General features: G+C 43.8%; 21 protein-coding genes and 1 tRNA gene. 2 read left to right on the top strand and 20 right to left on the bottom strand.

Annotated elements, in window-relative coordinates:
- Positions 1-68: 68 nt before the first annotated feature.
- The 9 genes from coaE to HMPREF9186_RS03515 all read right to left on the bottom strand — a co-directional run bounded on the left by coaE (position 69) and on the right by HMPREF9186_RS03515 (position 8294).
- Positions 69-665: a dephospho-CoA kinase gene (gene coaE / locus HMPREF9186_RS03470; RefSeq protein WP_009731439.1), complete on the bottom strand. Its 597-nt coding sequence runs from the start codon at positions 663-665 to the stop codon at positions 69-71.
- Positions 666-1490: a DNA-formamidopyrimidine glycosylase gene (gene mutM / locus HMPREF9186_RS03475; RefSeq protein ID WP_009731440.1), complete on the bottom strand. Its 825-nt coding sequence runs from the start codon at positions 1488-1490 to the stop codon at positions 666-668. It lies immediately after the preceding gene.
- A gap of 46 nt (positions 1491-1536) precedes the next feature.
- Positions 1537-2436: a GTPase Era gene (gene era / locus HMPREF9186_RS03480; RefSeq protein WP_009731441.1), complete on the bottom strand. Its 900-nt coding sequence runs from the start codon at positions 2434-2436 to the stop codon at positions 1537-1539.
- A 29-nt stretch (positions 2437-2465) separates the two neighbouring features.
- The gene (locus HMPREF9186_RS03485) at positions 2466-2864 is read right to left on the bottom strand and encodes a diacylglycerol kinase family protein (protein ID WP_009731442.1); all 399 of its coding nucleotides are present in this window, start codon (positions 2862-2864) and stop codon (positions 2466-2468) included.
- On the bottom strand, positions 2845-3342 hold the full coding sequence (gene ybeY, locus HMPREF9186_RS03490) for an rRNA maturation RNase YbeY (RefSeq protein ID WP_009731443.1): 498 nt from the start codon (positions 3340-3342) through the stop codon (positions 2845-2847). The genes HMPREF9186_RS03485 and ybeY overlap by 20 nt, the downstream gene beginning before the upstream one ends.
- 403 nt (positions 3343-3745) lie before the next feature.
- Positions 3746-5482 carry an ABC transporter ATP-binding protein gene (locus HMPREF9186_RS03495; protein WP_009731444.1) on the bottom strand — a complete coding sequence of 579 codons (1737 nt, stop codon included), beginning with the start codon at positions 5480-5482 and terminating at the stop codon, positions 3746-3748.
- Between the two features lies 1 nt (position 5483).
- The gene (locus HMPREF9186_RS03500; protein ID WP_009731445.1) at positions 5484-7208 is read right to left on the bottom strand and encodes an ABC transporter ATP-binding protein; all 1725 of its coding nucleotides are present in this window, start codon (positions 7206-7208) and stop codon (positions 5484-5486) included.
- A 393-nt stretch (positions 7209-7601) separates the two neighbouring features.
- Positions 7602-7674: transfer RNA gene (locus HMPREF9186_RS03510), tRNA-Thr, on the bottom strand.
- Positions 7675-7724: 50 nt separating this feature from the next.
- On the bottom strand, positions 7725-8294 hold the full coding sequence (locus tag HMPREF9186_RS03515; RefSeq protein ID WP_009731446.1) for a GNAT family N-acetyltransferase: 570 nt from the start codon (positions 8292-8294) through the stop codon (positions 7725-7727).
- Between the two features lie 205 nt (positions 8295-8499).
- Here HMPREF9186_RS03515 and ald point away from each other — a divergent pair, with 205 nt between their 5' ends.
- On the top strand, positions 8500-9612 hold the full coding sequence (gene ald, locus HMPREF9186_RS03520; protein WP_009731447.1) for an alanine dehydrogenase: 1113 nt from the start codon (positions 8500-8502) through the stop codon (positions 9610-9612).
- A 312-nt stretch (positions 9613-9924) separates the two neighbouring features.
- Here ald and HMPREF9186_RS03525 read toward each other — a convergent pair whose 3' ends face one another.
- The 8 genes from HMPREF9186_RS03525 to rplK all read right to left on the bottom strand — a co-directional run bounded on the left by HMPREF9186_RS03525 (position 9925) and on the right by rplK (position 16410).
- The gene (locus HMPREF9186_RS03525; protein ID WP_009731448.1) at positions 9925-10923 is read right to left on the bottom strand and encodes a PhoH family protein; all 999 of its coding nucleotides are present in this window, start codon (positions 10921-10923) and stop codon (positions 9925-9927) included.
- A gap of 79 nt (positions 10924-11002) precedes the next feature.
- Positions 11003-11218 (bottom strand): YozE family protein, encoded by a 216-nt coding sequence (locus tag HMPREF9186_RS03530; protein ID WP_009731449.1) that lies wholly within the window; start codon positions 11216-11218, stop codon positions 11003-11005.
- Positions 11219-11228: 10 nt separating this feature from the next.
- Entirely contained in the window at positions 11229-12083 is an 855-nt protein-coding gene (gene cvfB / locus HMPREF9186_RS03535) for an RNA-binding virulence regulatory protein CvfB (protein WP_009731450.1), read from the bottom strand.
- Positions 12084-12182: 99 nt separating this feature from the next.
- The gene (frr, locus tag HMPREF9186_RS03540; protein WP_003005165.1) at positions 12183-12740 is read right to left on the bottom strand and encodes a ribosome recycling factor; all 558 of its coding nucleotides are present in this window, start codon (positions 12738-12740) and stop codon (positions 12183-12185) included.
- A gap of 19 nt (positions 12741-12759) precedes the next feature.
- Positions 12760-13491, bottom strand: a complete 732-nt coding sequence (gene pyrH / locus HMPREF9186_RS03545; RefSeq protein WP_009731451.1) for a UMP kinase — start codon at positions 13489-13491, stop codon at positions 12760-12762.
- Positions 13492-13626: 135 nt separating this feature from the next.
- Positions 13627-15069: an APC family permease gene (locus tag HMPREF9186_RS03550; RefSeq protein ID WP_009731452.1), complete on the bottom strand. Its 1443-nt coding sequence runs from the start codon at positions 15067-15069 to the stop codon at positions 13627-13629.
- 128 nt (positions 15070-15197) lie between these two features.
- Positions 15198-15887: a 50S ribosomal protein L1 gene (gene rplA, locus HMPREF9186_RS03555; RefSeq protein WP_003005355.1), complete on the bottom strand. Its 690-nt coding sequence runs from the start codon at positions 15885-15887 to the stop codon at positions 15198-15200.
- Between the two features lie 97 nt (positions 15888-15984).
- The gene (rplK, locus tag HMPREF9186_RS03560; protein ID WP_003005369.1) at positions 15985-16410 is read right to left on the bottom strand and encodes a 50S ribosomal protein L11; all 426 of its coding nucleotides are present in this window, start codon (positions 16408-16410) and stop codon (positions 15985-15987) included.
- Between the two features lie 160 nt (positions 16411-16570).
- Here rplK and HMPREF9186_RS03565 point away from each other — a divergent pair, with 160 nt between their 5' ends.
- Complete coding sequence (locus HMPREF9186_RS03565) at positions 16571-16915, top strand: DUF3397 family protein (RefSeq protein WP_009731453.1); 345 nt, start codon at positions 16571-16573, stop codon at positions 16913-16915.
- Between the two features lie 190 nt (positions 16916-17105).
- Here HMPREF9186_RS03565 and HMPREF9186_RS03570 read toward each other — a convergent pair whose 3' ends face one another.
- The 3 genes from HMPREF9186_RS03570 to HMPREF9186_RS03580 form a co-directional block, all read right to left on the bottom strand.
- Positions 17106-19424, bottom strand: coding sequence for an HAD-IC family P-type ATPase (locus HMPREF9186_RS03570; RefSeq protein ID WP_009731454.1), 2319 nt, complete (start codon positions 19422-19424; stop codon positions 17106-17108).
- Positions 19425-19432: 8 nt separating this feature from the next.
- Entirely contained in the window at positions 19433-19819 is a 387-nt protein-coding gene (gene gloA2, locus HMPREF9186_RS03575; protein ID WP_009731455.1) for an SMU1112c/YaeR family gloxylase I-like metalloprotein, read from the bottom strand.
- A gap of 65 nt (positions 19820-19884) precedes the next feature.
- A complete protein-coding gene (locus tag HMPREF9186_RS03580) occupies positions 19885-22245 on the bottom strand; it encodes a DNA translocase FtsK (protein WP_037613914.1) in 2361 nt (786 codons plus the stop codon).
- Positions 22246-22296: the final 51 nt, after the last annotated feature.

Genomic DNA, 22296 nt, shown 5'->3' on the forward strand with positions numbered 1-22296 from the left:
CGATGAAAAAGCATCCGATCCAGGCGATCCATAGATTTTTACGCCAATTGACTTCTCTTGTGATAAAATCATCTTCTTTCTAATTGTTCTAAGGCTCTATCTAATTGGGCATAGAGAGCAGCTAGATCCTCATTATTGTCTAAGACCAGATCTGCATGGGTTCTTTTTTCTTCTAGTGGCATTTGAGACGCAATGCGCTCTTGAGCCTGTATTTCTGACAAGTGGTTGCGTTCCATCAAACGTTTGAGCTGAGTTTCTTTTGATACAGCCACCAACCATACGGCTTCAAACCACTCTTCATAGCCTTGCTCGATCAAGAGGGGAATATCCATAAAAAAGAGATCGGATTGAGCTGCTTGCCTGTCTCTTGCATCTGCCAAAGCCTCACGAATGAGCTGGCCTTGGACGCGATTGGACCAGTCTCGTTCACTAGGATCTGAAAAAATCCGTTGACCTAGAGCGACGCGATCCAGTTCTCCATTTTCTGTGAGTATCCCCTTCCCAAAATGGTCTACTAGGACACGGTAAAGGGCTCCTCCTGGTGCCTGCAAGTCACGGACCACTCGATCAGCATCAATGACAGGATAACCTTTTTCTTTCAAATAGGAGGTGACAGTGGACTTTCCTGAAGCAATTCCTCCTGTTAATCCAATGATTCTTGCCATCTAGTTCTCCTTTTGACAGTGGGGGCAAAAATGGGTTCCGCGTCCCCCCAGCTGGATTTTTTCAATCGGTGTCCCGCAACGCAAACAAGGCTGGCCTGTTTTCCCATAGACCTGGTGTTCCTCCTGCATGGTGCCATCCTCTCCGAAGACATTGCTGTAAGAGCGAATGGTGGAGCCACCCTTTTCAACAGCCTGAGCCAATACGGCAATTGTTTCTTTGCGGATAGCTTTGGCTTCTCTAGCAGTCAAGCTTTGACCCAAACGAGCTGGATGAACCTTGGCTCGATAGAGAACCTCATCTACATAAATATTTCCCAGACCAGCCACTAATTTTTGATCCAAAAGGGCTGATTTAATGGGTTTCTTTGATTGTTTAAGAGCTGCTTGGAAGGCTGGTTCTTTAAAATCCGCTTCCGTCGGCTCTGGACCAATTTTTTTTGCCAAAAAATAGCTGTCGACAAGCTCAGGTACTAGGACTTCCATGGTCCCAAACTTGCGGACATCTTCATAGACCAGAGTGCTACCATCTGTAAAATGAAAGAAGACATGGGCGTGCTTGCGAAGAGGAACTTCGTCTGGATAAAAGAAATACTTACCTTCCATCCGCAAATGCGAGATGAGGACCAAATCCTTCAGATAAAACAAGAGGTATTTCCCGCGGCGCCCCATAGCCCGAATTTCTTGACCTGGGAGATCTTGACGAAAAGCATCCAGATCCGTCTGAATCATCTTTGTATACTTTACTTCCACTGACTGGATAGTTTTTCCAAGAATTAATTTCTCAAGACCTCGTCGAACGGTCTCTACTTCTGGTAATTCAGGCATAGAACTCCTTTCAAAAACAAGAAGCAGGCCTTCTGCCCACCTCTTCTTAATATTCTTTTTCGTTGTAGCCGAAATCAGCAAGATCCAATTTCTTATCCCGCCAATTTTTCTTGACCTTGACCCAGGTTTCTAGGAAGACCTTGTCCCCTAGCATGAGCTCGATATCCTTACGCGCAAGGGTTCCAATCTTCTTGAGCATGGCGCCACCTTTTCCGATCACAATGCCTTTTTGGCTATCGCGCTCGACCATGATGGTTGCTCGGATATGGACCTTATCTGTCTCTTCATCCCGCTTCATAGAATCCACCACTACTGCAACAGAATGGGGAATTTCTTCCCGAGTTAAGTGCAAGACCTTCTCGCGGATCATTTCAGAAATCAAGAAACGCTCTGGGTGGTCAGTGATTTGGTCAGCAGGGAAATATTGGAAACCTTCTTCTAAGTTTTCGCTCAAAATATCAATCAAACGCGAAACATTGTTTCCTTGAAGGGCTGAAATCGGCACAATTTCCTTGAAGTCCATCTGACTACGGAAGTCATCGATTTGCGCCAAGAGCTGGTCTGGATGGACCTTGTCGATCTTGTTGACCACGAGGATGACGGGCACCTTGGCTGCTTTGAGGCGCTCGATGATCATGTCATCGCCTTTGCCACGTGGTTCATCTGCTGGCACCATGAAGAGAACGGTATCGACTTCCCGAAGGGTACTATAGGCTGACTCCACCATGAAGTCTCCGAGGGCTGTCTTGGGTTTGTGAATCCCTGGGGTATCGATAAAGACGATCTGTTCCTTATCGGTCGTGTAGATTCCCATAATCTTGTTGCGCGTTGTTTGCGCCTTGTCACTCATGATGGCAATCTTTTGACCCATCACATGATTCAAAAAAGTTGATTTCCCGACATTGGGACGTCCTAAAATGGCTACAAAGCCTGATTTAAATGTCATAATATCCTTTCATGAGGGGAGTCTCCCTCTTATCCAAATACCAAAGCCCAGAATTTGGGCACAAAAATGATCAGTCCTGTCACCAAGGCAAAACCTGATACGACCAGGACCGCTCCAGCCGCCATGTCTTTGGCATTCTTTGCCAACATGGAGAAATGGTAGTTACTAGCTAAATCCACCACATTTTCAATGGCTGAATTCACAATTTCAAAAGCAATCACCAAGGTGATGCTCAGCAATAAAAAGAGCCATTCCGTCACAGAAATCCTAAACACCAAACCAGCAAGCATAGCTACAAGGGCTGATAAGGCGTGTTTGCGCATATTGCGCTCTTCTTTGATCGATGTGAAAATTCCTGTTATCGCAAACTCCAGGCTTGAAGTGAAGTCCCGATTTTTCCATTTTCGCTTATTGTCTTGTGAGTCCATAGGCTGTCAAAATCTCTTCCTGTAAGCCAAACATTTCCTTTTCTTCTTCTGGCGTATAATGATCATAGCCATTGATGTGAAGAAAACCATGTACTGCTAAAAATCCCATTTCGCGCTCAAAGCTATGGCCATATTCTTCCGCTTGCTCCCGCGCCTTGTCAATTGAAATAAAGAGCTCACCAATATAGGTATCGAATTCTGCCATCATCTCTGCCAATTCTGGATTTTCTGCAAGATCTTCCTCGTCAAAAGAAATCTCCATCTCTGGCTTGTATTCTAAACTGATGACATCTGTCGGACGATCCGTATCACGGTATTCAAGATTTAGTTCATGACTGCGTTCATTGGTCACAAAAGTCACAGCCATTTCCTTGTCTTCTTTCCCAATTTTTTGAGCAGCAAATTCTAAAATTTCTTGCGTTTGTTTTAAGATTTCCTTAGAGACTTGACCCGTCTCATCTACCATTTCAATATACATCTGGATCACCTCACTATTATCACTTCATTATAGCATAAAACCAACCCATATACTAGATACAGGCTGGTTTAAAATATTGATCCGTAGTTTTTCATATCAAAATATCAAGAAAGCTATAATAATTTTTATTTTTTTGATCAGTCAAGATACTAATAAAACTTTCCGCCGTGAGAAAAGTGCTTGAAACAATACTGTTTCAAGCACTCGGGAGTTTTGAGACTTTAGGCTCAAAACTAAGTCATGGAACTTCGAAGAAGGTCGCTGACGTCCGTAATCACATAAGGAAAGTTTCTAAGAATCTTTTATCCCATATATTAATCAGCTTATATCTAAAATATAGTCTGTTTTATTACAAATATAAATTAGCTAGGGATTTTCCTCGTATTAAACAGTCAAACTCATCTTACACCACTGTTTGCTGGATGGCATTCATCTGGGCATAGATCCCGCCTAGTGCAACCAGGTCCTCATGTCTACCACGCTCTACAATGTGTCCTTCAGATAAGACTAAGATCTGATCGGCATCTTGGATAGTGGACAAGCGATGGGCAATGATAAAGGTGGTCCGGCCATTTTGGAGGACCGCCATAGCTTGTTGGATAATTTCTTCTGTTTCTGTATCGATGTGAGAGGTGGCCTCATCCAAAATCAGAATTTGCGGATTCATATAGAGCGTTCGCGCAAAGGAAATCAACTGGCGCTCGCCACTTGAAAAGGCAGACCCTTTTTCGACTACTGGATGGCCGATTCCCTTTTCAAGGCGCTCTACAAAGGGCCATGCTCCAACTTTCTTCAGCGCATCTTTGACTGCCTCCCGATCAAAGTGATCCTGACTCATGGCCACATTACTAGCAATGGTCCCTGAGAACAGATAAGGATCCTGTAAGACAATTCCCATGTGAGAGCGAAGACTCTCTCTAGAGAAATGGCGAATGTTCTGGCCGTCAATCCGAATTTCTCCCTCCTGCGGATCATAGAAACGATAAAGCAGGTTCATGATAGAGGATTTGCCCGAACCGGTATGACCAACCAAGGCGACGCTCTCACCTGGATGGGCTTGGATGGAAATATCCTTTAAAACAGGCTTGCCAACCTCATAAGCGAAGCTGACTTGGTCAAACTCTACAGTTGCCTTTTCTATTTGAATCTCTTCTAGCGCATCTTCCTCCATCTCTTCATCTAGGAAATTCAAGACTCGCTCCCCTGTTTCCAGAGAGCGTCGGATATCCGGTAGACGACGGATCAAATTGGCCATGAGGTCAAAAAGTTGAATAATATAATTGAGATTGATAAACAAGAAACCAGCGGTAATCCCAGGATTCCCCCCAAGATAAGAAAGTCCTGCAATGGTTAAAATCCCTGCAATGACGATGTATTTCAAGAATTCTGTCAGGGTCCAAGAGGCGATAGAGTCTGCTAGCACTAGGCGATCATAGGCGACGGTCATCTTGTCTATCGTCTGATCAAATTCATCAATCACCCGCTCTTCTTGTCCGTAGAGCTGGATCATACTAGCTCCATGGAGGAGCTCATTGACCTGCGTATTGGTTTCACTTCTTGAATCAAAGAAGTCCTTCATAGGCTTGTCTGTTAGTCGTTTATATAAGATTTGAACACCATAAAAAATAGGGAAAATCAAACATAAGAGGAGACCCATCATCGGATTGATATAAAAGAGTACCCCCATGATAAAGAAGAAACGCACCAAATGAATCGCTATAGTGATACAGGAGTTATAAAATTGTGTCCGCAAAGTTTCTGTATCATTGACGATCCGGGTCGCAATTTTCCCTGCCGGCTTATCATCAAAGTAAGAAATCGGCAATTGTTGCATCACCAGGAAGGCTTGATCGCGTAATTGCGCGGTTATCTTATTGCCACCATGGATTAAGACCCGATTCCCTATGTAGCTGATGATTTGTCCTAGTGCCAGAACCATCAAATAGAGCCCACCCATAGGATAGAGTTTTCCTAATTCTCCTCCCTGACTTAAGTCTGTCAACGGACCATCAATCATCTTTTGAAGGACGAAAGGAGATAGATCAGATAAAAGAGTTGCTAGCAAGAGACAAACAAAACCAAGGACAAAAATGCTAGGAAAAAGCGACAGCTTCTGTAATAATCGTTTAAAAATGACCATCTTACTCTCCCTCCTGTCTTTGTTGCCGTTGGTATTGTTCATAATACCAACCTTCTTGAGCCAGTAAATCACTAGCTGTCCCTTCTTCCACAATCCGTCCCTGATCCAGCACCAAAATCCAATCTGCCTGATGGACAGCTGAGAGGCGGTGAGAGACTATCAAGGTGGTCTTCCCTTGTCGCTCATTTTGTATCGTTTCGATAATAGCCTGTTCTGTCTTAGCATCCACTGCCGATAAGGAATCGTCTAAAAGGAGCAACTGGGCGTCACGTAAAAAGGCGCGTGCTAAGGAAATCCGCTGCTTCTGTCCTCCTGATACGGATACTCCCTTTTCTCCAATCAGAGTATCCAGACCATCCGACATCCGTTCCAAATCATCTGCGAAGGCTGCCTGAGCAATAGCTTCCATGATTTCCTCTTGATTAGCTCCTTTCTTACCAAGGGAAATATTTTCTAAAATAGACTTCGAGAACAGAATATGTTCTTGAGAGACGTAGCCGATTTTTTCCTCAATGGAGCGTCTCACGTAGCGAGCAACAGGCTGTCCATTGATGGTAAATTTCCCTTGTCCGAGAGGGTATTGACGTAAGAATTGACGGACCAAACTTGTCTTTCCAGCTCCTGTTCGACCCACAATTCCAATGGTTTGCCCTTTATTGAACCGCAAATCAATCTGCGATAGACTTTCCTTTTCCGCCATTGGATAGGTAAAGGAATAGTTCTCAAAGACCACTTCATCAAGCTCCTCTAGCCATTTCTCACCATCCGGTTCCAAATCATCATCCTCTTCAACCAATTCTGACAACTTTTTGTATGAGGTCTTTCCTGTTTGATAGACAAGGATGAAATCCGCTAACATCCACATTGGCTCGATTAAAGCTACTAGATACAATTCTAGGCCCAAAAGTTGGCCCAAGCTAATCTGTCCAGATTTCAAGAAGTGACCCCCACAGACCAAGAGAAGAACAGTAGAAACCCCAATAAAGAAGAGAGCAAAGGGACCCAGAGCATTCTGGATAGAAGCAATCTTATCCCCCGTTTTGGCTAAACTTTCAGTCCGTTTTTGAAATTGCTGTACTTGACGCTCCCTGCGACTATAGGCCCGCATGACCCGAATTCCTTCAATGGATTCCAAGACCTCATCATTTAGTTGCGCCACCGCATCTCGGTTTTTATCCACATATTCCTCTTCTTTTTTCCCTAAATGATAGGTCGATAAGATTAAAAAAAACATAGGAATAAAAGAAATCAAGCTCAGCTGCCAGGAAATCAAAAACATGGTCGGAATGATAAAGAGAAACAAGCCACCTGCATAGACAACAATCATCAGCCCGTAACCAACCATCTCCATCATCCCGTCCACATCCGTAGTAAATCGAGTCAAGAGATCCCCTGAGCGAAATTTTTCATAAAAGGGTCGCCTCATGGCTACAAGCTTCCGAAAAGCTTGCCCCTGTAATCTACCCTTGTACCGCACCGAAGCTTGAAATAGCTTCAAATGCCAGTAATAAGCTGCCGTATAATTTAAGATGGTTGTCGCAAACAAAAGGCTAATATCCCTTACAAAACTTGACTGGGTCAAGGTCTGCTTGCTTAGCTGATCAACCAATCGTTGAATGACCTGTGTCGGTATTAAAATCGTATAATCATAAATCACTAGGACCACAGCGATGCTGAGATACAGCCACTTATGCTCCCAGATATACTCCCAAATAGCTCTGATCATATATTCTCCTTTTCAAAATAGCACAGAAAAAACCCAAGTAGGAGCTGAGTACGTGCTCAGTCCACACTTGGGCCTTCTGATGCCTATCACCAATTCAGTTAAGGCAGGCAAAAATGCATACAAAAAACCCAAGACAGACTCCTCCATCTTGGGTTTCATTCATTGTTTACATGGAACTCAACTGAGATTGGAGAAGTGGTGTATTTAATTGTGTCATCAAAACATCTACTTTGTTCATGATGGTTTTCTCCTTTCTCTTTGTTGTTCTAACTTTACCACGGATTTCAGTGCTTGTCAACGTTTTTTGGAAAATTGTTGAAAAAAGCAAGACTGTTAAAGATGAACTCGCAAAAAAAGAAGCCTAGATTCTCTCTAAGCTTCTCTCTTCTGCTATGCTAGTTGCCGGGATTGAACCGGCGACCTCATCCTTACCATGGATGCGCTCTACCGACTGAGCTAAACCAGCAGTACCTATCTACTATATCATGGAGAGTGGTCTTTTGTCAATATCCTGACTCATTTTTCTGCCAAATATTCTTCCTTTGTAAGAACATAATGGACTCTCGTCACCATTCGCCCTTCTTCATGCAGGTCTAGCATCGCGTAGGGCTCCTCGTGAGAATATTTCATCCCTGATTTGGCCATCACCCGTCCAGAAGCTGGGTTGTCCTTATCATGGACGGCAATGAGCTTGTTCATCCCTAACTGTTCAAAAGCCAAGGCAATGACTATCTTGGTAGCCTCTGTCGCAAGACCCTGGTTCCAATAGTCTTTATTCAGAACATAGCCGATACTCCCCTTTTTCAGACAAAGATCCAAATCCAGTAAATCAATCGTCCCAATAAATTTTCCATTCTCTTTGAGTTCAATCCCCCATCTTCCAAGTGGGCTCGCTAGGTAAAAGAGGGCAATATTATTACGCGTCTCTTCTAGACTTTGATTGGTTGGAAAAGTGTAGCGTGTAACAGCTTCATCAGAAGCGTACTCAAACATAGCCGGTGCATCCTCAAGAGTGACCGGACGCAAGTGCAAACGCTCTGTCTCCACTTTACGATAAGCTGCTAACTTTACATATAAATTTTCCATTTGACACTCCTTCTTTAGGGATTAGTTTAGCAAATAACCTAAAGGAAGGCAAGCTCAAATTTTTCTTGCTTTTTAGCTCGCTTTTCTATAAAATAAAAACAACCAATAAAAACAATCGGCTGAGGAGTGAAAAAGGTCATTGAGTTAGGAGAGCAATCTCACACCAATGATCTTTTTACACCTGAATCCGAGTAAGGAGAAAACGATGCTAATTGGAATTCCAAAAGAAATTAAAAACAACGAAAATCGTGTTGGTTTGACACCTGCAGGGGTACACAGCTTGGTAGGCAAAGGTCACCAAGTTTTGGTGGAAACCAATGCCGGACTCGGTTCTGGCTTTGCAGATGAAGATTACGTTAAACAAGGGGCAACTATCGTTGCGACTGCTGCAGAAGCTTGGGCAGCTGAATTAGTGGTTAAAGTGAAAGAACCTCTTGCCGAAGAATATGGCTTCCTTCGTGAAGACCTCTTGCTCTTCACTTACTTGCACATGGCTGCAGCTCCTGAATTAGCAGATGCTATGGTCGCCGCTAAGACAACTGGGGTAGCCTATGAAACTGTACGAGACCAAGATGGACAATTGCCACTCTTGGTACCAATGAGTGAGGTTGCTGGACGCATGGCGGTGCAAATCGGGGCTCACTTCTTGACCAAACAAGAAGGAGGATCAGGCGTCCTCCTAGGTGGTGTACCTGGTGTTCCAAAAGGAAAAGTCACCATCATCGGTGGTGGGGTCGTTGGAACCCATGCGGCCCGTATCGCTCTTGGACTCGGTGCACAGGTTACCATTCTGGATATTAGTGCCAAACGTTTGTCTGTTCTGGAAGATGTCTTCGGTCATCAAATCCAAACCCTCATGTCTAATCCATTTAATATTGAAGCCAGTGTCCGTGATGCCGATGTTGTCATTGGGGCTGTCTTGATTCCTGGTGCAAAAGCTCCAAAATTAGTGACGGACGATATGGTTAAACAAATGCGTCCAGGTTCCGTCATCGTCGACGTAGCCGTGGACCAAGGTGGAGTTATCGAAACAGCAGACCGTGTGACAACACATACAGAGCCTGTTTACGAAAAACATGGCGTGCTCCACTATGCTGTTGCCAATATTCCAGGGGCTGTCGCACGCACTTCTACCATCGCTCTTACCAATGTGACCCTTCCTTACGTCGAAGCTTTGGCTGACAAAGGCTTCCATAAGGCTATCGCCCTTGATGAAGGCTTGCGAGAAGGAGTTACTACTTACCAAGGCCATATCACAAGCCAACCGGTCGCAGAAGGCCTAGAACGTAACTTCACACCAATTGATGAATTGGTTTAAACAATCATATATTTAAAGAATTATCATCGAAAAAAATAAGCAACTTATTTTTTCATCTGAACTAATTAAAAAAGTTTTGGAAAAAACAAGTTGTTTTGAGTTTTTTAGATCATTTTCAGAGACTTTCCGCCGTGAGAAAAGTGCCTGAAACAATTTAGTTTCAAGCACTCGGAATAATTGAGACCTTAGGCTCAATTATTAGTCATGGAACTTCAAAGAAGTTCGTTGACGTCCGTTCTCACCTAAGGAAAGTCTAGAAAATGATTTTATCGTCAATTTAAGGCAAAGATCCTCTGATCTTTGCCTCTTCTTTTATTCTGCTTCTTCTTCCACATCCAGTTTTTCTTTGAGGACTGGATTTGGGATGGGCTCGTAGGCCCGGATAATCTCTGCTACTACCGGATGGCGAACGACATCCTTGGCAGAGAAATGTACAAAGTCAATTTGAGAAATGTTCTTCAACTTCTCCTGAGCATCAATCAAACCGGATTTGACATTTCGTGGAAGGTCAATCTGGCTGGTGTCTCCATTGACAATCATCTTGGAGTTAAAACCAAGACGGGTCAAGAACATCTTCATCTGCATGATGGTGGTATTTTGCGCTTCATCGAGAATGACAAAGGCATCGTCCAAGGTCCGCCCCCGCATATAGGCCAAAGGTGCTATCTCGATAATCTCACGCTCCATCATCCGAGTTGTTTGGTCCTTGCCCAGGATTTGGTAAAGAGCATCATAGACCGGACGGAGATAAGGGTCTACTTTTTCTTTGAGATCTCCTGGAAGGAAACCAAGGCTTTCTCCGGCTTCTACAGCTGGACGAGTCAAAATAATGCGCTTGACTTGACCACGCTTGAGAGCTGTGACGGCCAAGGTCACCGCTAGGAAGGTTTTCCCTGTCCCCGCTGGTCCGATTCCAAAGGTGACATCATGATTTTTGACACTATCGACATAAATCTTTTGACCCAGCGTTTTAACCCGAATAGGCTTGCCATAACTATCCTTGATAATCTCTTCTTCATACAGAGCGATAAACTTATCTAATTCATCATTGCGAACCATTTGAATGGCGGTCACCACATCCGGCGTCCCGATAGTCATGCCACGATTCACTAGGACCAAGAGAGCCTGGATGACCTGACGAACCTGCTCGCAGCTTTCTTCTTCTCCAATGATTTGGACGATTTCTGTCCGGGCGTGAATAGTCACCCCAAATTCTTGCTCCATCAAACGGAGATGGCGTTCGTTAGATCCAAACAAATGAAAAAGATCGTCTGGATGCGTTAATGTAATTTCAACTGAATGTTCTTGCAAATAAAGAACCTCTCTACCTGTGTTTTTCTATTATTATAACAAAGAGGCCGAGAAAAAACCATTCTCGACCTGTCCTTTTCTAGTGGGCTTGGTATTCTTCCCAAATGGCATCAAAATCGCTAAGATTAAAGGAAAAGCTAGCATGCTCTTCTAGATAGCGACTGACTTCATCAAAGTCATCTGTATGCTTAGGAAAAGCAGACTCGTGAAAAGCTAGGTCCGCCAGAAGGGCCTTAGGAGCATTGCTTTTAGGATTGCGCTCTGTCATCAGCCAAGTATAAAACGATTTTCGCATAAGCCCCCTTTTAGATCAACTCTGTTCCAAATTGGTCTTGCTTGATTTTTTTAGCCTTCATCAGCCCACCCAAAGCCTTTTTGAACTGCCCTTTTGAAATCCCAAAGGTTGCCTTGATATCTTCTGGAGACGATTTATCATTCAAAGTCATAAAGCCTCCATTGGCTTCCAAATAGGTCAGAATCATTTGAGCATCGTTTTCAAGCATTTCAAAAGATCGTGGCTTCAGCGACAAGTTCAAGGTCCGATCCACCTCACGGAATCCAATGACCCGGGCATCTAGGACTTGTCCCAAGCGTGGTTCTACATAGCGCTCACTTGGATGGATAAAGCCCAGCATATTGTTCTCTGGGAGATAGACAAAAGTCCCAGACAATTTCAAGCGGTAGACAATGGCTGGCCAGTTTTGGTTTTGCATATTGTTGTAAGCTGGACGAGCCAAACGCTGGAAATCTTCCTGATAGGCCAAGATCCCCCAAATACGATCTTTCTTATCAACTTCTAAGCGAATATAGAGACGATCGCCCTTTTTAGGCCATAGATCTTTGATCTCCGGTAGGATATCTAGTGAGACAACAATCTGCTTATCTGGAAGCCCTGTATCGACAAAGACTCCCAGGTCCTTGCGCACTTCCGTGACCGTTCCCCAGCCAAAGCTTTCTTGAGTCGCAGTGACTTCAAGCGTCGTGAGTCGGAGCTTTTGCTTCATATCGGTATAGGCAAAGCCCTTAACACTTTCTCCGACTTGATGCGATCCTTCTGCTTTATCAAGCGCGTAGATCTGGCCATCTTTTTGAACAAAATAGAAGTGATCATTTTCATCAATGACCATTCCCATGATGTAGCTTGCTAGATTCGTATTCATGTTTCCTTCTTTCCTCTTGCTTCTTCACAAGAATAATGGAAATAAAACCCAGCCAGCAGTGCCAACTGAGTCTTTCTTTCCTGTAGTGGTTGAGATGGATTAAACTTCCATCAATTCTTTTTCTTTGTGAGCTGTCATTTCATCTACATGTTTGACCGCATCATCCGTTACTTTTTGGATCTCTTTTTCAAGACCTTTCAATTCATCTTCTGTGATTTCTTTTGCTTTTTCTTGTTTCTTCGCTTCGTCCATAGCATCACGGCGAATGTTACGGATCGCTACTTTAGCATTTTCACCTACTTTTTTCACTTCTTTTGCCAAGTCACGACGAGTTTCTTCTGTCAAAGCTGGGATGACCAAGCGGATAACAGACCCATCATTGGCTGGAGTGATACCAAGGTCAGATGCATTGATGCTGTGCTCGATGTCTTTCAAAGATGATTTATCAAATGGTGTGATCAACAAGACACGCGCTTCTGGAATCGTGATAGATGCCAATTGGTTCAATGGAGTCTCTACTCCATAGTATTCTACGAAAATACGATCCAAAAGACTTGCATTTGCACGTCCAGCACGGATGCTACCAAATTCACGTCCCAAACTTTGGTGAGACTGAGTCATTCTTTCTTTTGCTTTTTCTACGATTGGGTTTGCCATAATTTTCCTCTATTTTCTATTATTTTTCTACGTTATTTGATACAGTTGTACCGATATTTTCACCAAAGACAACGCGTTTGATATTGCCTGGTTCATTCATATTAAAGACAACCAAGTCAATGTCGTTGTCCATGGAGAGAGTGGAGGCTGTTGAGTCCATGATGCGAAGACCTTTGTTGATGACATCACGGTGGGTCAATTCCTCAAATTTCACAGCTGAAGCATCTTTTTTCGGGTCGGCATTGTAAACACCATCCACCCCATTTTTGGCCATAAGAATGGCATCTGCTTCAATTTCAGCTGCACGAAGGGCTGCGGTCGTATCTGTTGAGAAGTAAGGAGAACCAATCCCGGCACCAAAGATCACGATCCGATCTTTTTCAAGGTGACGAAGGGCACGACCACGGATATAAGGTTCTGCGACTTGTTGCATGGCAATCGCTGTTTGAACACGGGTATCCACACCAACTTGTTGAAGCGAATCTGCCATCACAAGAGCATTCATGACAGTTCCGAGCATCCCTGTGTAGTCTGCTTGGACACGATCCATCCCTGCTTCAGCAGCAGGTTCTCCACGCCAAAGATTTCCACCACCGATAACCAAGGCAATTTCAATTCCAAGTTCGTGAACTTCCTTGATTTCTTGAGCCATTTTTTGGACAGTTTTGATATCGATTCCGACACCACGTTCGCCAGCAAGGGCTTCACCAGATAGCTTGATTAAGATACGTTTATACTTAGGTTCTACCATTTTCTCTCTCCTTTTTTGATCTGTATTATTTTACCATAAATTACGTTTTTTATATAGTCATATCCATCAAAATTTTTTATTTTCAAAAAGCTGTCTAACAAGGAAAAATCCCAGTCCGAGGACTAGGATTTACCATTAGACTTTTTTCTTTTCGCGACGGGCAATCCATGGCAAAATAATGCCTAATGCAATCAAGACAAGCGGAGTCAAGATATTGGTCAATAGAGAGAATTGCCAAGCGACTGGGTCCACCTTAAAGTCCACTTTTGGCACCATCCCTAAAATACAGGCAAAGGCCGTGAACAGGAAGCACCAAGCTCCAATAATAAAGCCTAGTTTTGGACTCTTGGTCATCTTGTATTCTGCATCTTTGTACTTCTTCCAAGCACGATTGAGCATGATATAGGCAAAGAAGACCCAGAGGTACCGCATTGGCATCACAACAGAATTCAGGTTGGTCATCCATTTTACTAACCCATCGATTTCTTGAATCCCAAAGAGGGGAACGACGATAAGAAGACTGACCAAAATTCCTGTCAGGAGGTAACCATTGGTCAAGACGCCTTTCTTGCTACGTTTGCGAAGCCAAGAAGGAATATATTCATCGTCTGCATTATGGAGCAAGATTTGAAGCGGAGCATCAATCGAAAAGGCCAGGGCTGCGATTTGTCCAATCATGTCTGTCAAAGCATAGACAATCACTAAGACATTCCCAACTCCCCAGTGTTTCCCAAGAATTTGGAAAGCTTGGAAGGCTCCATTTCGCATCAAATCTTCTGGAATATGTCCACTGTCAAAGAGCATCCCCATAGCCAAGGAACCAAGGATGGCAGAAAGTCCAACCATGATTGCCATAACAATCATTCCTTTCGGAAATTCACGCGCAGGATTACGGGTTTGGTTGACATAAGGAGAGATCTTCTCAGCTCCACCTACCGCAAAGACTAAGAGAGAAATAGTAGTAAAATAAGAGAAGTCAAAGTTTGGAATATAGGTGCTCACCTGATCCATATGTTGGGTCGCAAATTGCATACCCGGATTGATGAAAGGAACTCCAACTGCTAATAAGACAAAAAGGAAGGACATGATCAGCATGGCACTACCAGCCAAACCACCAATGACTTTCAAGGTCGTCAAACCTTTGGTAGAGAGATAGAGAAAAATTCCAAAAATAATCAAGCAAAGGATAACCACCCATTGGATGCTTAAGCCACTCACAAATTTGTCATTCCCTTGAAGAACCCAACCTAGAGAAATCAGAATTCGTTGAGGTTTTTGAGCTAAATAGGGAATATGTACAACCCAGTAGGTCCAAGCCGCAAAATAGGCGAGACGTTTTGTAGATGTCTTTTCAACCCACTCACTGACACCACCCCCACTTTCTTTAAAGGTTGAGCCCAATTGGCCAACGATCAAAGCATAGGGAATGAAATAAATTGCCAAGATCAGGATCCAGGAAACAATAACAGAAATGCCTTGGGTCGAATAGTTATTCACGACATTTCCCAATCCCCACACCATATTAAAAGCAATGAGTGAGACCATGAGCCAATTTAATTGGTTGTGATCTTTCTTCATAATAGATCTCCTTATTTTTTGATAGATCTAGTATAACATTTTACTTCTGGTTTGTAAGCGTTTTCTGGTGATTTTGTTAAAAGTTTTTGACACAAAAAAAGCTACCCGAAGGCAGCTTTTCATTTCAATTAAAGTGAGTTAACATCCACTTTGATACCAGGACCTTGAGTTGTAGTCAAAGTCAAGCTAGTTACGTAAGTACCTTTAGCTGTAGCTGGTTTTGCTTTTTGGATTGTGTCGTTGAAAGCTTTAAAGTTTTCAACCAATTTAGTATCATCGAATGAAACTTTACCGATGATCGCTTGAACGATACCTGCTTTATCAGCACGGTAAGTGATTTTACCACCTTTAGACTCTTCAACAGCTTTCGCAACATCCATTGTTACTGTACCAGTTTTAGGGTTTGGCATCAAGTTACGTGGTCCAAGGACACGTCCAAGACGTCCAACAAGAGCCATCATGTCAGGTGTAGCGATAACTACGTCGAAGTCCAACCAACCATCGTTGATTTTCGCAACAAGGTCATCTTCACCTACGAAGTCTGCACCAGCAGCTTTTGCTTCTTCAGCTTTTGCACCACGTGCAAATACAAGAACGCGAGCAGTTTTACCAGTTCCGTTTGGCAATACCATTGCACCACGGATTTGTTGGTCAGCTTTTTTCACGTCGATATTCAAGTTGTAAGCAACTTCTACAGTTGCGTCAAATTTTGCAAAGTTAGTTTCTTTTGCAAGAGCTACAGCTTCTTCTACGCTGTAGACTTTTGTGCTGTCGATTTTTTCAAGAGCAGCACGAAGTTGTTTGCTTTTTTTAGCCATTTTATCTTTCTCCTTGTAATGTGGTCATATCGATTTTCATCTCCCACGTCACTCGTCATTTGATCAAGTGTATTGCGGGCAAATAGGATTGTTACAATTAGTCAGTAACAGTGAATCCCATAGAACGAGCAGTACCTTCGATCATACGCATTGCAGACTCAATGTTTGCAGCGTTCAAATCTGGCATCTTAGTTTCAGCGATTTGTTGTACTTGTGCACGAGTTACAGTTGCAACTTTCGTTTTGTTCGGTGTACCTGAACCTTTTTCAACACCTGCAGCTTTTTTCAAAAGAACAGCAGCTGGTGGTGTTTTTGTAACGAAATCGAATGATTTGTCTTCATAAACAGTGATAACAACTGGGATGATCATACCAGCTTGATCAGCTGTACGAGCGTTAAACTCTTTAGTGAATCCCATGATGTTGATACCTGCTTGACCAAGCGCTGGACCAACCGGTGGAGCTGGAGTAGCTTTACCAGCAGGGATTTGCAATTTTACAAGTTTTTCGACTTTTTTAGCCATTTCTTAAATCCTCCTTTGTGGTTTTGGCGGTAATTACAGATTTTTACCTCCCACAAGTATGCTTTGTGCATACCTTTCTATTATACACGATTTCTCTTTTTTTGCAAGAAAAAATTAAAATATAGTAAACTTTTTTTTCGTTTTATGATAGAATGAAGCTATGTTAATCAAAGTTGCTTCTGTATTATTTATTTTTTTAACGCTAATTCTGAGTGGCATCATTGTTCACCTCTTTAAACTCCAAAAAAGAGGATGGCGATCCACAGATATTGCCTTTCCTTTATTTGCTTTGGAGTACTATTTGATCTCAGACAATGCCTTTTACCACAGCCTCTTACCTTTGCTGTCCTTGAGTCTGTCTCTTTTAGCCCTGGGGCTAACGATTTATTTCTTAAAAAAGAAAAAGAGTTTTTACTATCCTAAATTTATCAAATACTTCTGGCGTGCTGGATTTCTGGTTACCTTCTTGCTCTACCTGATCTTAACAGCTAGTTTGTTTATCTAATACCAAAAGGAGGCTGGGACAAAAGTCCTAGCCTCTTAATTGTTTTTGGATTGTCGAGCAAGACGCAGTGGTTGAGTGGGCTCTACTACGCCGATTTCATCAGCTTTTACAGCCCTACTCAACTGTGCGGAGGTGGGACGACGAAATCGAATTCTAACGAATTACCGATTTCTGTCCCACTCTCTTTCTTTTATTTCTTCCGATGAAAGAACCAGCCCACTAACTTCTTGAAGAGTTGAATCAAGACGAGAGCGAGAACTTCCATGATGGCGCAGATAAACAGCGTTTGAAGTCTCAAGGGGCTCATGTTAAAGAATTTCCCTAGGATACTACTTGAAACCAGAAAAGCTAGGATATTTCCTAGAAGAACCAGTCTCTTGTAGTGATTGAGAGGCTGGGATTCTTGATAAATGATGGTAAATCCGACGAAGGCCATCAAGCAGATGGCTGCACTCGAGAGTTCTTCCGACTTGATGCCAAACGCTGAAGAGAACAGTACTAAACTAAAGATCAGTATAAAATCCGTCAAGGCAGCAGGCAGTGCATTTTTAAAGACCGTTTCGATAAAGCGTCCTTTGATACGCTCGCTATTGGGCTCAAGCGCTAGGAAGAATCCTGGAATCCCAATTGTAAAACCACTGATCAAAGACATCTGCGACGGCATGATTGGATAGGTAAAGGCTAAGAGCGTCACTGAGATGGCCAACAAAATGGAGAAGATATTCTTGATCAAAAAGAGACTGGCTGATCGTTGAATGTTATTGACCACCCGCCGACCTTCTGCCACGATTGACGGCATCTTCCCAAAGTCAGAATCCAGTAAGACCACTTGCGCCATCTTTTTGGTCGCATCATTTCCAGATTCCATCGCAATACTACAATCCGCTGTTTTTAAGGCTAAAATATCGTTGACACCATCTCCGGTCATAGCTACTTTATGCCCCTTTGCCTGCAAGCCTTCTACAAGGCTTTTCTTTTGCTCTGGGGTCACCCGACCAAAGATTGTATACTGGCTCGCCGCTTGGTGCAAGTCTTCTTCCGTCAGTAAGGTTCTGGTATCGATCCGGTCTTCAGCTCCTTCAATTCCTGCTTTTTGTGCAATAGCTGAGACGGTAGCAGGGTTGTCCCCTGAAATGACCTTAATGGTTACACCTTGTTCTTTAAAGTAGGCGAAGGTTTCTTTGGCATTTTTTCTCAAAGGATTGGAGAGAATAATCCAGGCTACTAAATCTACAGGAGCCTCTAACGTCTCTCTAAGGTCTTCTCCCCTATATTTTCCAAAGGCCAAGACCCGATTACCTGCCTGCGTAGCAGGGGCGATCTCTTTTCCAAGCTCAGAGAAGCTTTCTCGTAAAACAAATTCTGGTGCGCCTAATACATAGATCCCCGATTCAAAGGCAATGGCCCCATACTTTTTTTTGGACGTAAAGGGCAGTATTTCAAGAGTCTTCCAAGACCTGCTAACTGGCGTCTTGTGAAAATTTCGGAGGGCATCCATGGTATCGTTTTGATCCATACTAGCTTCTACATACTGAGCTAGAACTTCCAGGTCTTGATCGTCTTTAACTGGACGAATCTCTGTCACTTCCATACCAGGCTCTGTAATGGTCCCTGTCTTATCGACACAAAGGACATCCACGCGCGATAAGGTCTCAATCCCCTTCATGCTATTGAGCAAGACCTTTTCCTTGGCCAATCTGACAGCACCAAGAGCCAGCGCCAAGGTCATCAAGAGGTACAAACCTTCTGGAATCATCCCGATCAAGGCTCCGACTGTTGAAGTCACACTGAGCTTAAGGCTGTCACCTAGGCTGATATAGCTACGAAGAAAAAGGAGGGAACCTAGCGGAATGATAAGGAGACCAATGATCCCTACGATGCGGTTAACTGCATGAACCATATCAGACTCCTCATGGGACTTGACCTGCTTGGCTTCCAAGCTCAATTGGTTGATGTAGGAGTCATTCCCCACTTTTTCCAATCGTGCTAGTCCTTGACCAGCAATCACAAAGCTACCTGACATGAGCGCATCTTGCGCTCCTTTTTTGACCTCATCCGCTTCACCTGTCAATTGCGACTCATCGACTTTTAGATCGCCCTCCAGCAAGATCCCATCCGCATAGATCTGATCTCCAGCTTGAAAGCGAACTAGATCACCCTCCACCAGCTGATCGATAGGTAGAGCGACTTCTTTGCCTTCGCGAAGAGCGATCGCCTCACTCATGTGTAGAAATTGCATCTGACGCAAGATCCGTCTAGAGCGGACTTCCTGCACAATTCCAACTAAGGAGTTGACCACGACAATCGGGACAAACAAGAGATTGTTCCAAGACTTCACTGCTACCAGCAAGGCCGCCAAGACCAGGAATATCAGATTAAAGTAAGTAAAGACATTGTCTCGAATGATCTGTCCTAGGCTTTTTTCTGTCTGGATTGTAACCTTATTTTGCTTGCCCTCTTGGATCTTTTTAGCTACTTCTTCCTGACTGAGTCCTTCTAATCTATCCATTGTGTTCCTCACTCATGTATTTCCAAAGGTAATCCTTCTGGATCGAAGAAAAATGCCATTTTCTTACCATCAAAGTCATCATAGCGAAGGCCTGTATTCTCAATACCTAGCTGATCCAATCTAGCTAGATACACCTCTACATCTTCCACTTTAAAGGCTAAATGACGCAGTCCCGCATGCTCGGGCAAGGGAAGCTTAGGCCGTTCTGGGGCCGTCGGTTTGATAAAGAGTTCTAACGTCAGCTGGCCCTGACGGAGATTGATCAAGATATCTCCGCGTTCAGGACGGTCATATTCACTGACAATCGCAAAGCCCAACTGCTCCACATAGAAATGCAACATAGCATCGCGATTCCGTCCAATGATGGCAATATGATGAATCATGTCTAACTTCATCTGGTCCTACTTTCTATTTTCTATAAAAAGAAAAGGGAGTGGGACAAGCGCCCTTTTCCCTATCCTTATGATTGTTGCAATACTTTCCGAGGTTTGGTTCCTTCAGCAGGACCGATCACACCTGCTGCTTCCAACTCTTCCATGAGGCGAGTCGCTCGATTAAAGCCAACTGACAAGCGACGCTGAATCATCGAAGCACTGGCTTTTTGAGTTTCAACCACGAGCGCCTTGGCCTCTTCAAAGAGAGGATCCCCCTCATCGGTGCCACCCATGCCTCCATCAAAGTCCGACTCCGATACTTCGCCTGGATCAAAAGCATCATCATAATCGGCTTCTGCCTGCTCCTTGACAAAGTTGACAATCCGCTCCACATCGTCATCTGAGATAAAGGATCCTTGCAGACGAATCGGGTGGTTTTCATCGATCGGTTTAAAGAGCATATCTCCGCGACCGAGTAATTTCTCCGCTCCATTTTCATCCAAGATGGTCCGTGAATCGGTCCCAGATGAAACCGCAAAAGCGACACGAGAAGGCACATTGGCCTTGATCAAACCTGAGATAACGTCAACCGATGGCCGTTGGGTCGCAAGAATCATGTGGATCCCTGCTGCACGCGCCTTCTGTCCAAGACGAATAATGGCATCTTCCACTTCTTTACTTGCAACCATCATCAAGTCTGCCAACTCATCGACAATGACCACAATCAATGGAAGTGGTACTTGCTTCATCTCAGACTGGGCATTGTACTCCGCCACCTTGGCATTAAAGCCAGCAATATTGCGAGCACCCACTTTCGAGAAGAGCTCATAGCGATTTTCCATCTCATCGACAACCTTTTGTAGGGCCCGACTGGCCTTGCGTGGGTTGGTCACCACTGGAATCAAAAGGTGAGGAATATCATTGTAAACAGAAAGCTCCACCATCTTAGGATCGACCATCATAAATTTGACTTCGTCCGGACGGGCCTTCATCAAGATACTCGAAATAATCCCATTGACCGCTACTGACTTACCAGATCCGGTAGAACCCGCTACCAAGAGATGGGGCATCCGAGCCAAATCAAAGGTCCGAGCTGAGCCATCAACAGCCTTCCCAAGAGGAATCTCAAGGAGTTTAGCAGGATCAGTTTTGGACTGCTCCCACAATTCACGGAAGGAAACGGTCGCAATCTCTGAGTTGGGCACTTCAATCCCGACCAGAGATTTCCCTGGAATCGGTGCTTCAATCCGCACATCCTTGGCTGCTAGGGCTAGGGCCAAATCATCTGCTAGGTTGGAGATACGGTTGACCCGCACACCGACAGCTGGTTTAACTTCATACTTGGTGACAGAGGGGCCGATTTCCGCCCGCTCCACTGTCGCCTTGATGTTAAAGCTTGCAAAGGTTTCTTCCAAAATGCGGATGTTCTGACGAACGATGTTTTTCTCTTTGGATTGGTTTTTCGGCTTATCAGGCGCAAAGAGATCAATCGTTGGAAGTTTGTACTGAAGGAGTTCCTTAGGTGTGAAGTCCACCTGAACTTCCTCCCCATCGTCTTCGAATTCTTCGGCTACCGAAAGCTCTTCATATTCTTCAGGCTCTTCCGGCCATCCTTCATCTGGCAGGTAGATTTCTGGTGTTGCTGGTGCAACAATTTCAGCTTCTGGGAAGGACTCTGTAAACGGCTCTTCCGCCAACACCTCTCCTGTTTCAGGATCTACAGGATGCCCTTCCATAGAAAGGGGAGTTGGAAGAACAGCTCTTGCTTCTTCTTGCTCTCTTTCAGCTGCAGCAGCTTCCTCAGCAGCTCTCGCTTCCTTTTCAAGGAATTTCTGCTCGCGACGTTCTTTGCGTTTTTCCATAGAAGCATGGAAAGCTTCGGACCCCTTTTCAAACAAATCATAGATGGAGTAAGGGCTCATCAAGAGGATCCCCAACCCGATAAAGAGAAGACCGATAAAATAAGAGCCAATATTTGAAAACAGGAAGGAAATCGGAGCATAAAGAAGGGCACCGATCATACCACCACCAGCAAAAGTCTCCACCCGCAGATGAATCAAGTCTGCCATGATTCTTGAAAAGGTAACCTTGATCCCATTATTGTCTAAATGAAGCGAAGATACAAAGAAGGCCTGAAACATCAAAAGAACCCCAGCAAAGAAACTTAGGAATCCTGAAATCACCCCCTCGTGTTTATCCAGCCATTTAAAGGCATAAAGGTAGAAAAAGGTCGCTAAAATAGCCAAGTAAGCCAAACTCCCAACAAATAGTCGGATCAAGTTGTAAGCCAAGACCCCTACTGCTCCCAATTTCAAGGCCGCAAAAATTAAGACCAGACTAATCAGAATGGTCGCAATCATGCGATGAATTGCTTTTTTTCTTTCTAATTCTGTTTTGGACAGTCGTCTTGTCGACCGTGTTTTTTTTGATTGATTATTGTTTGCCATAACCTTTATTATATCACATTTCCAAGCTAGTTCTCTAGTAAAATCACTTTC

Source organism: Streptococcus sp. F0442 (genome assembly GCF_000314795.2).
Lineage (GTDB): Bacteria > Bacillota > Bacilli > Lactobacillales > Streptococcaceae > Streptococcus.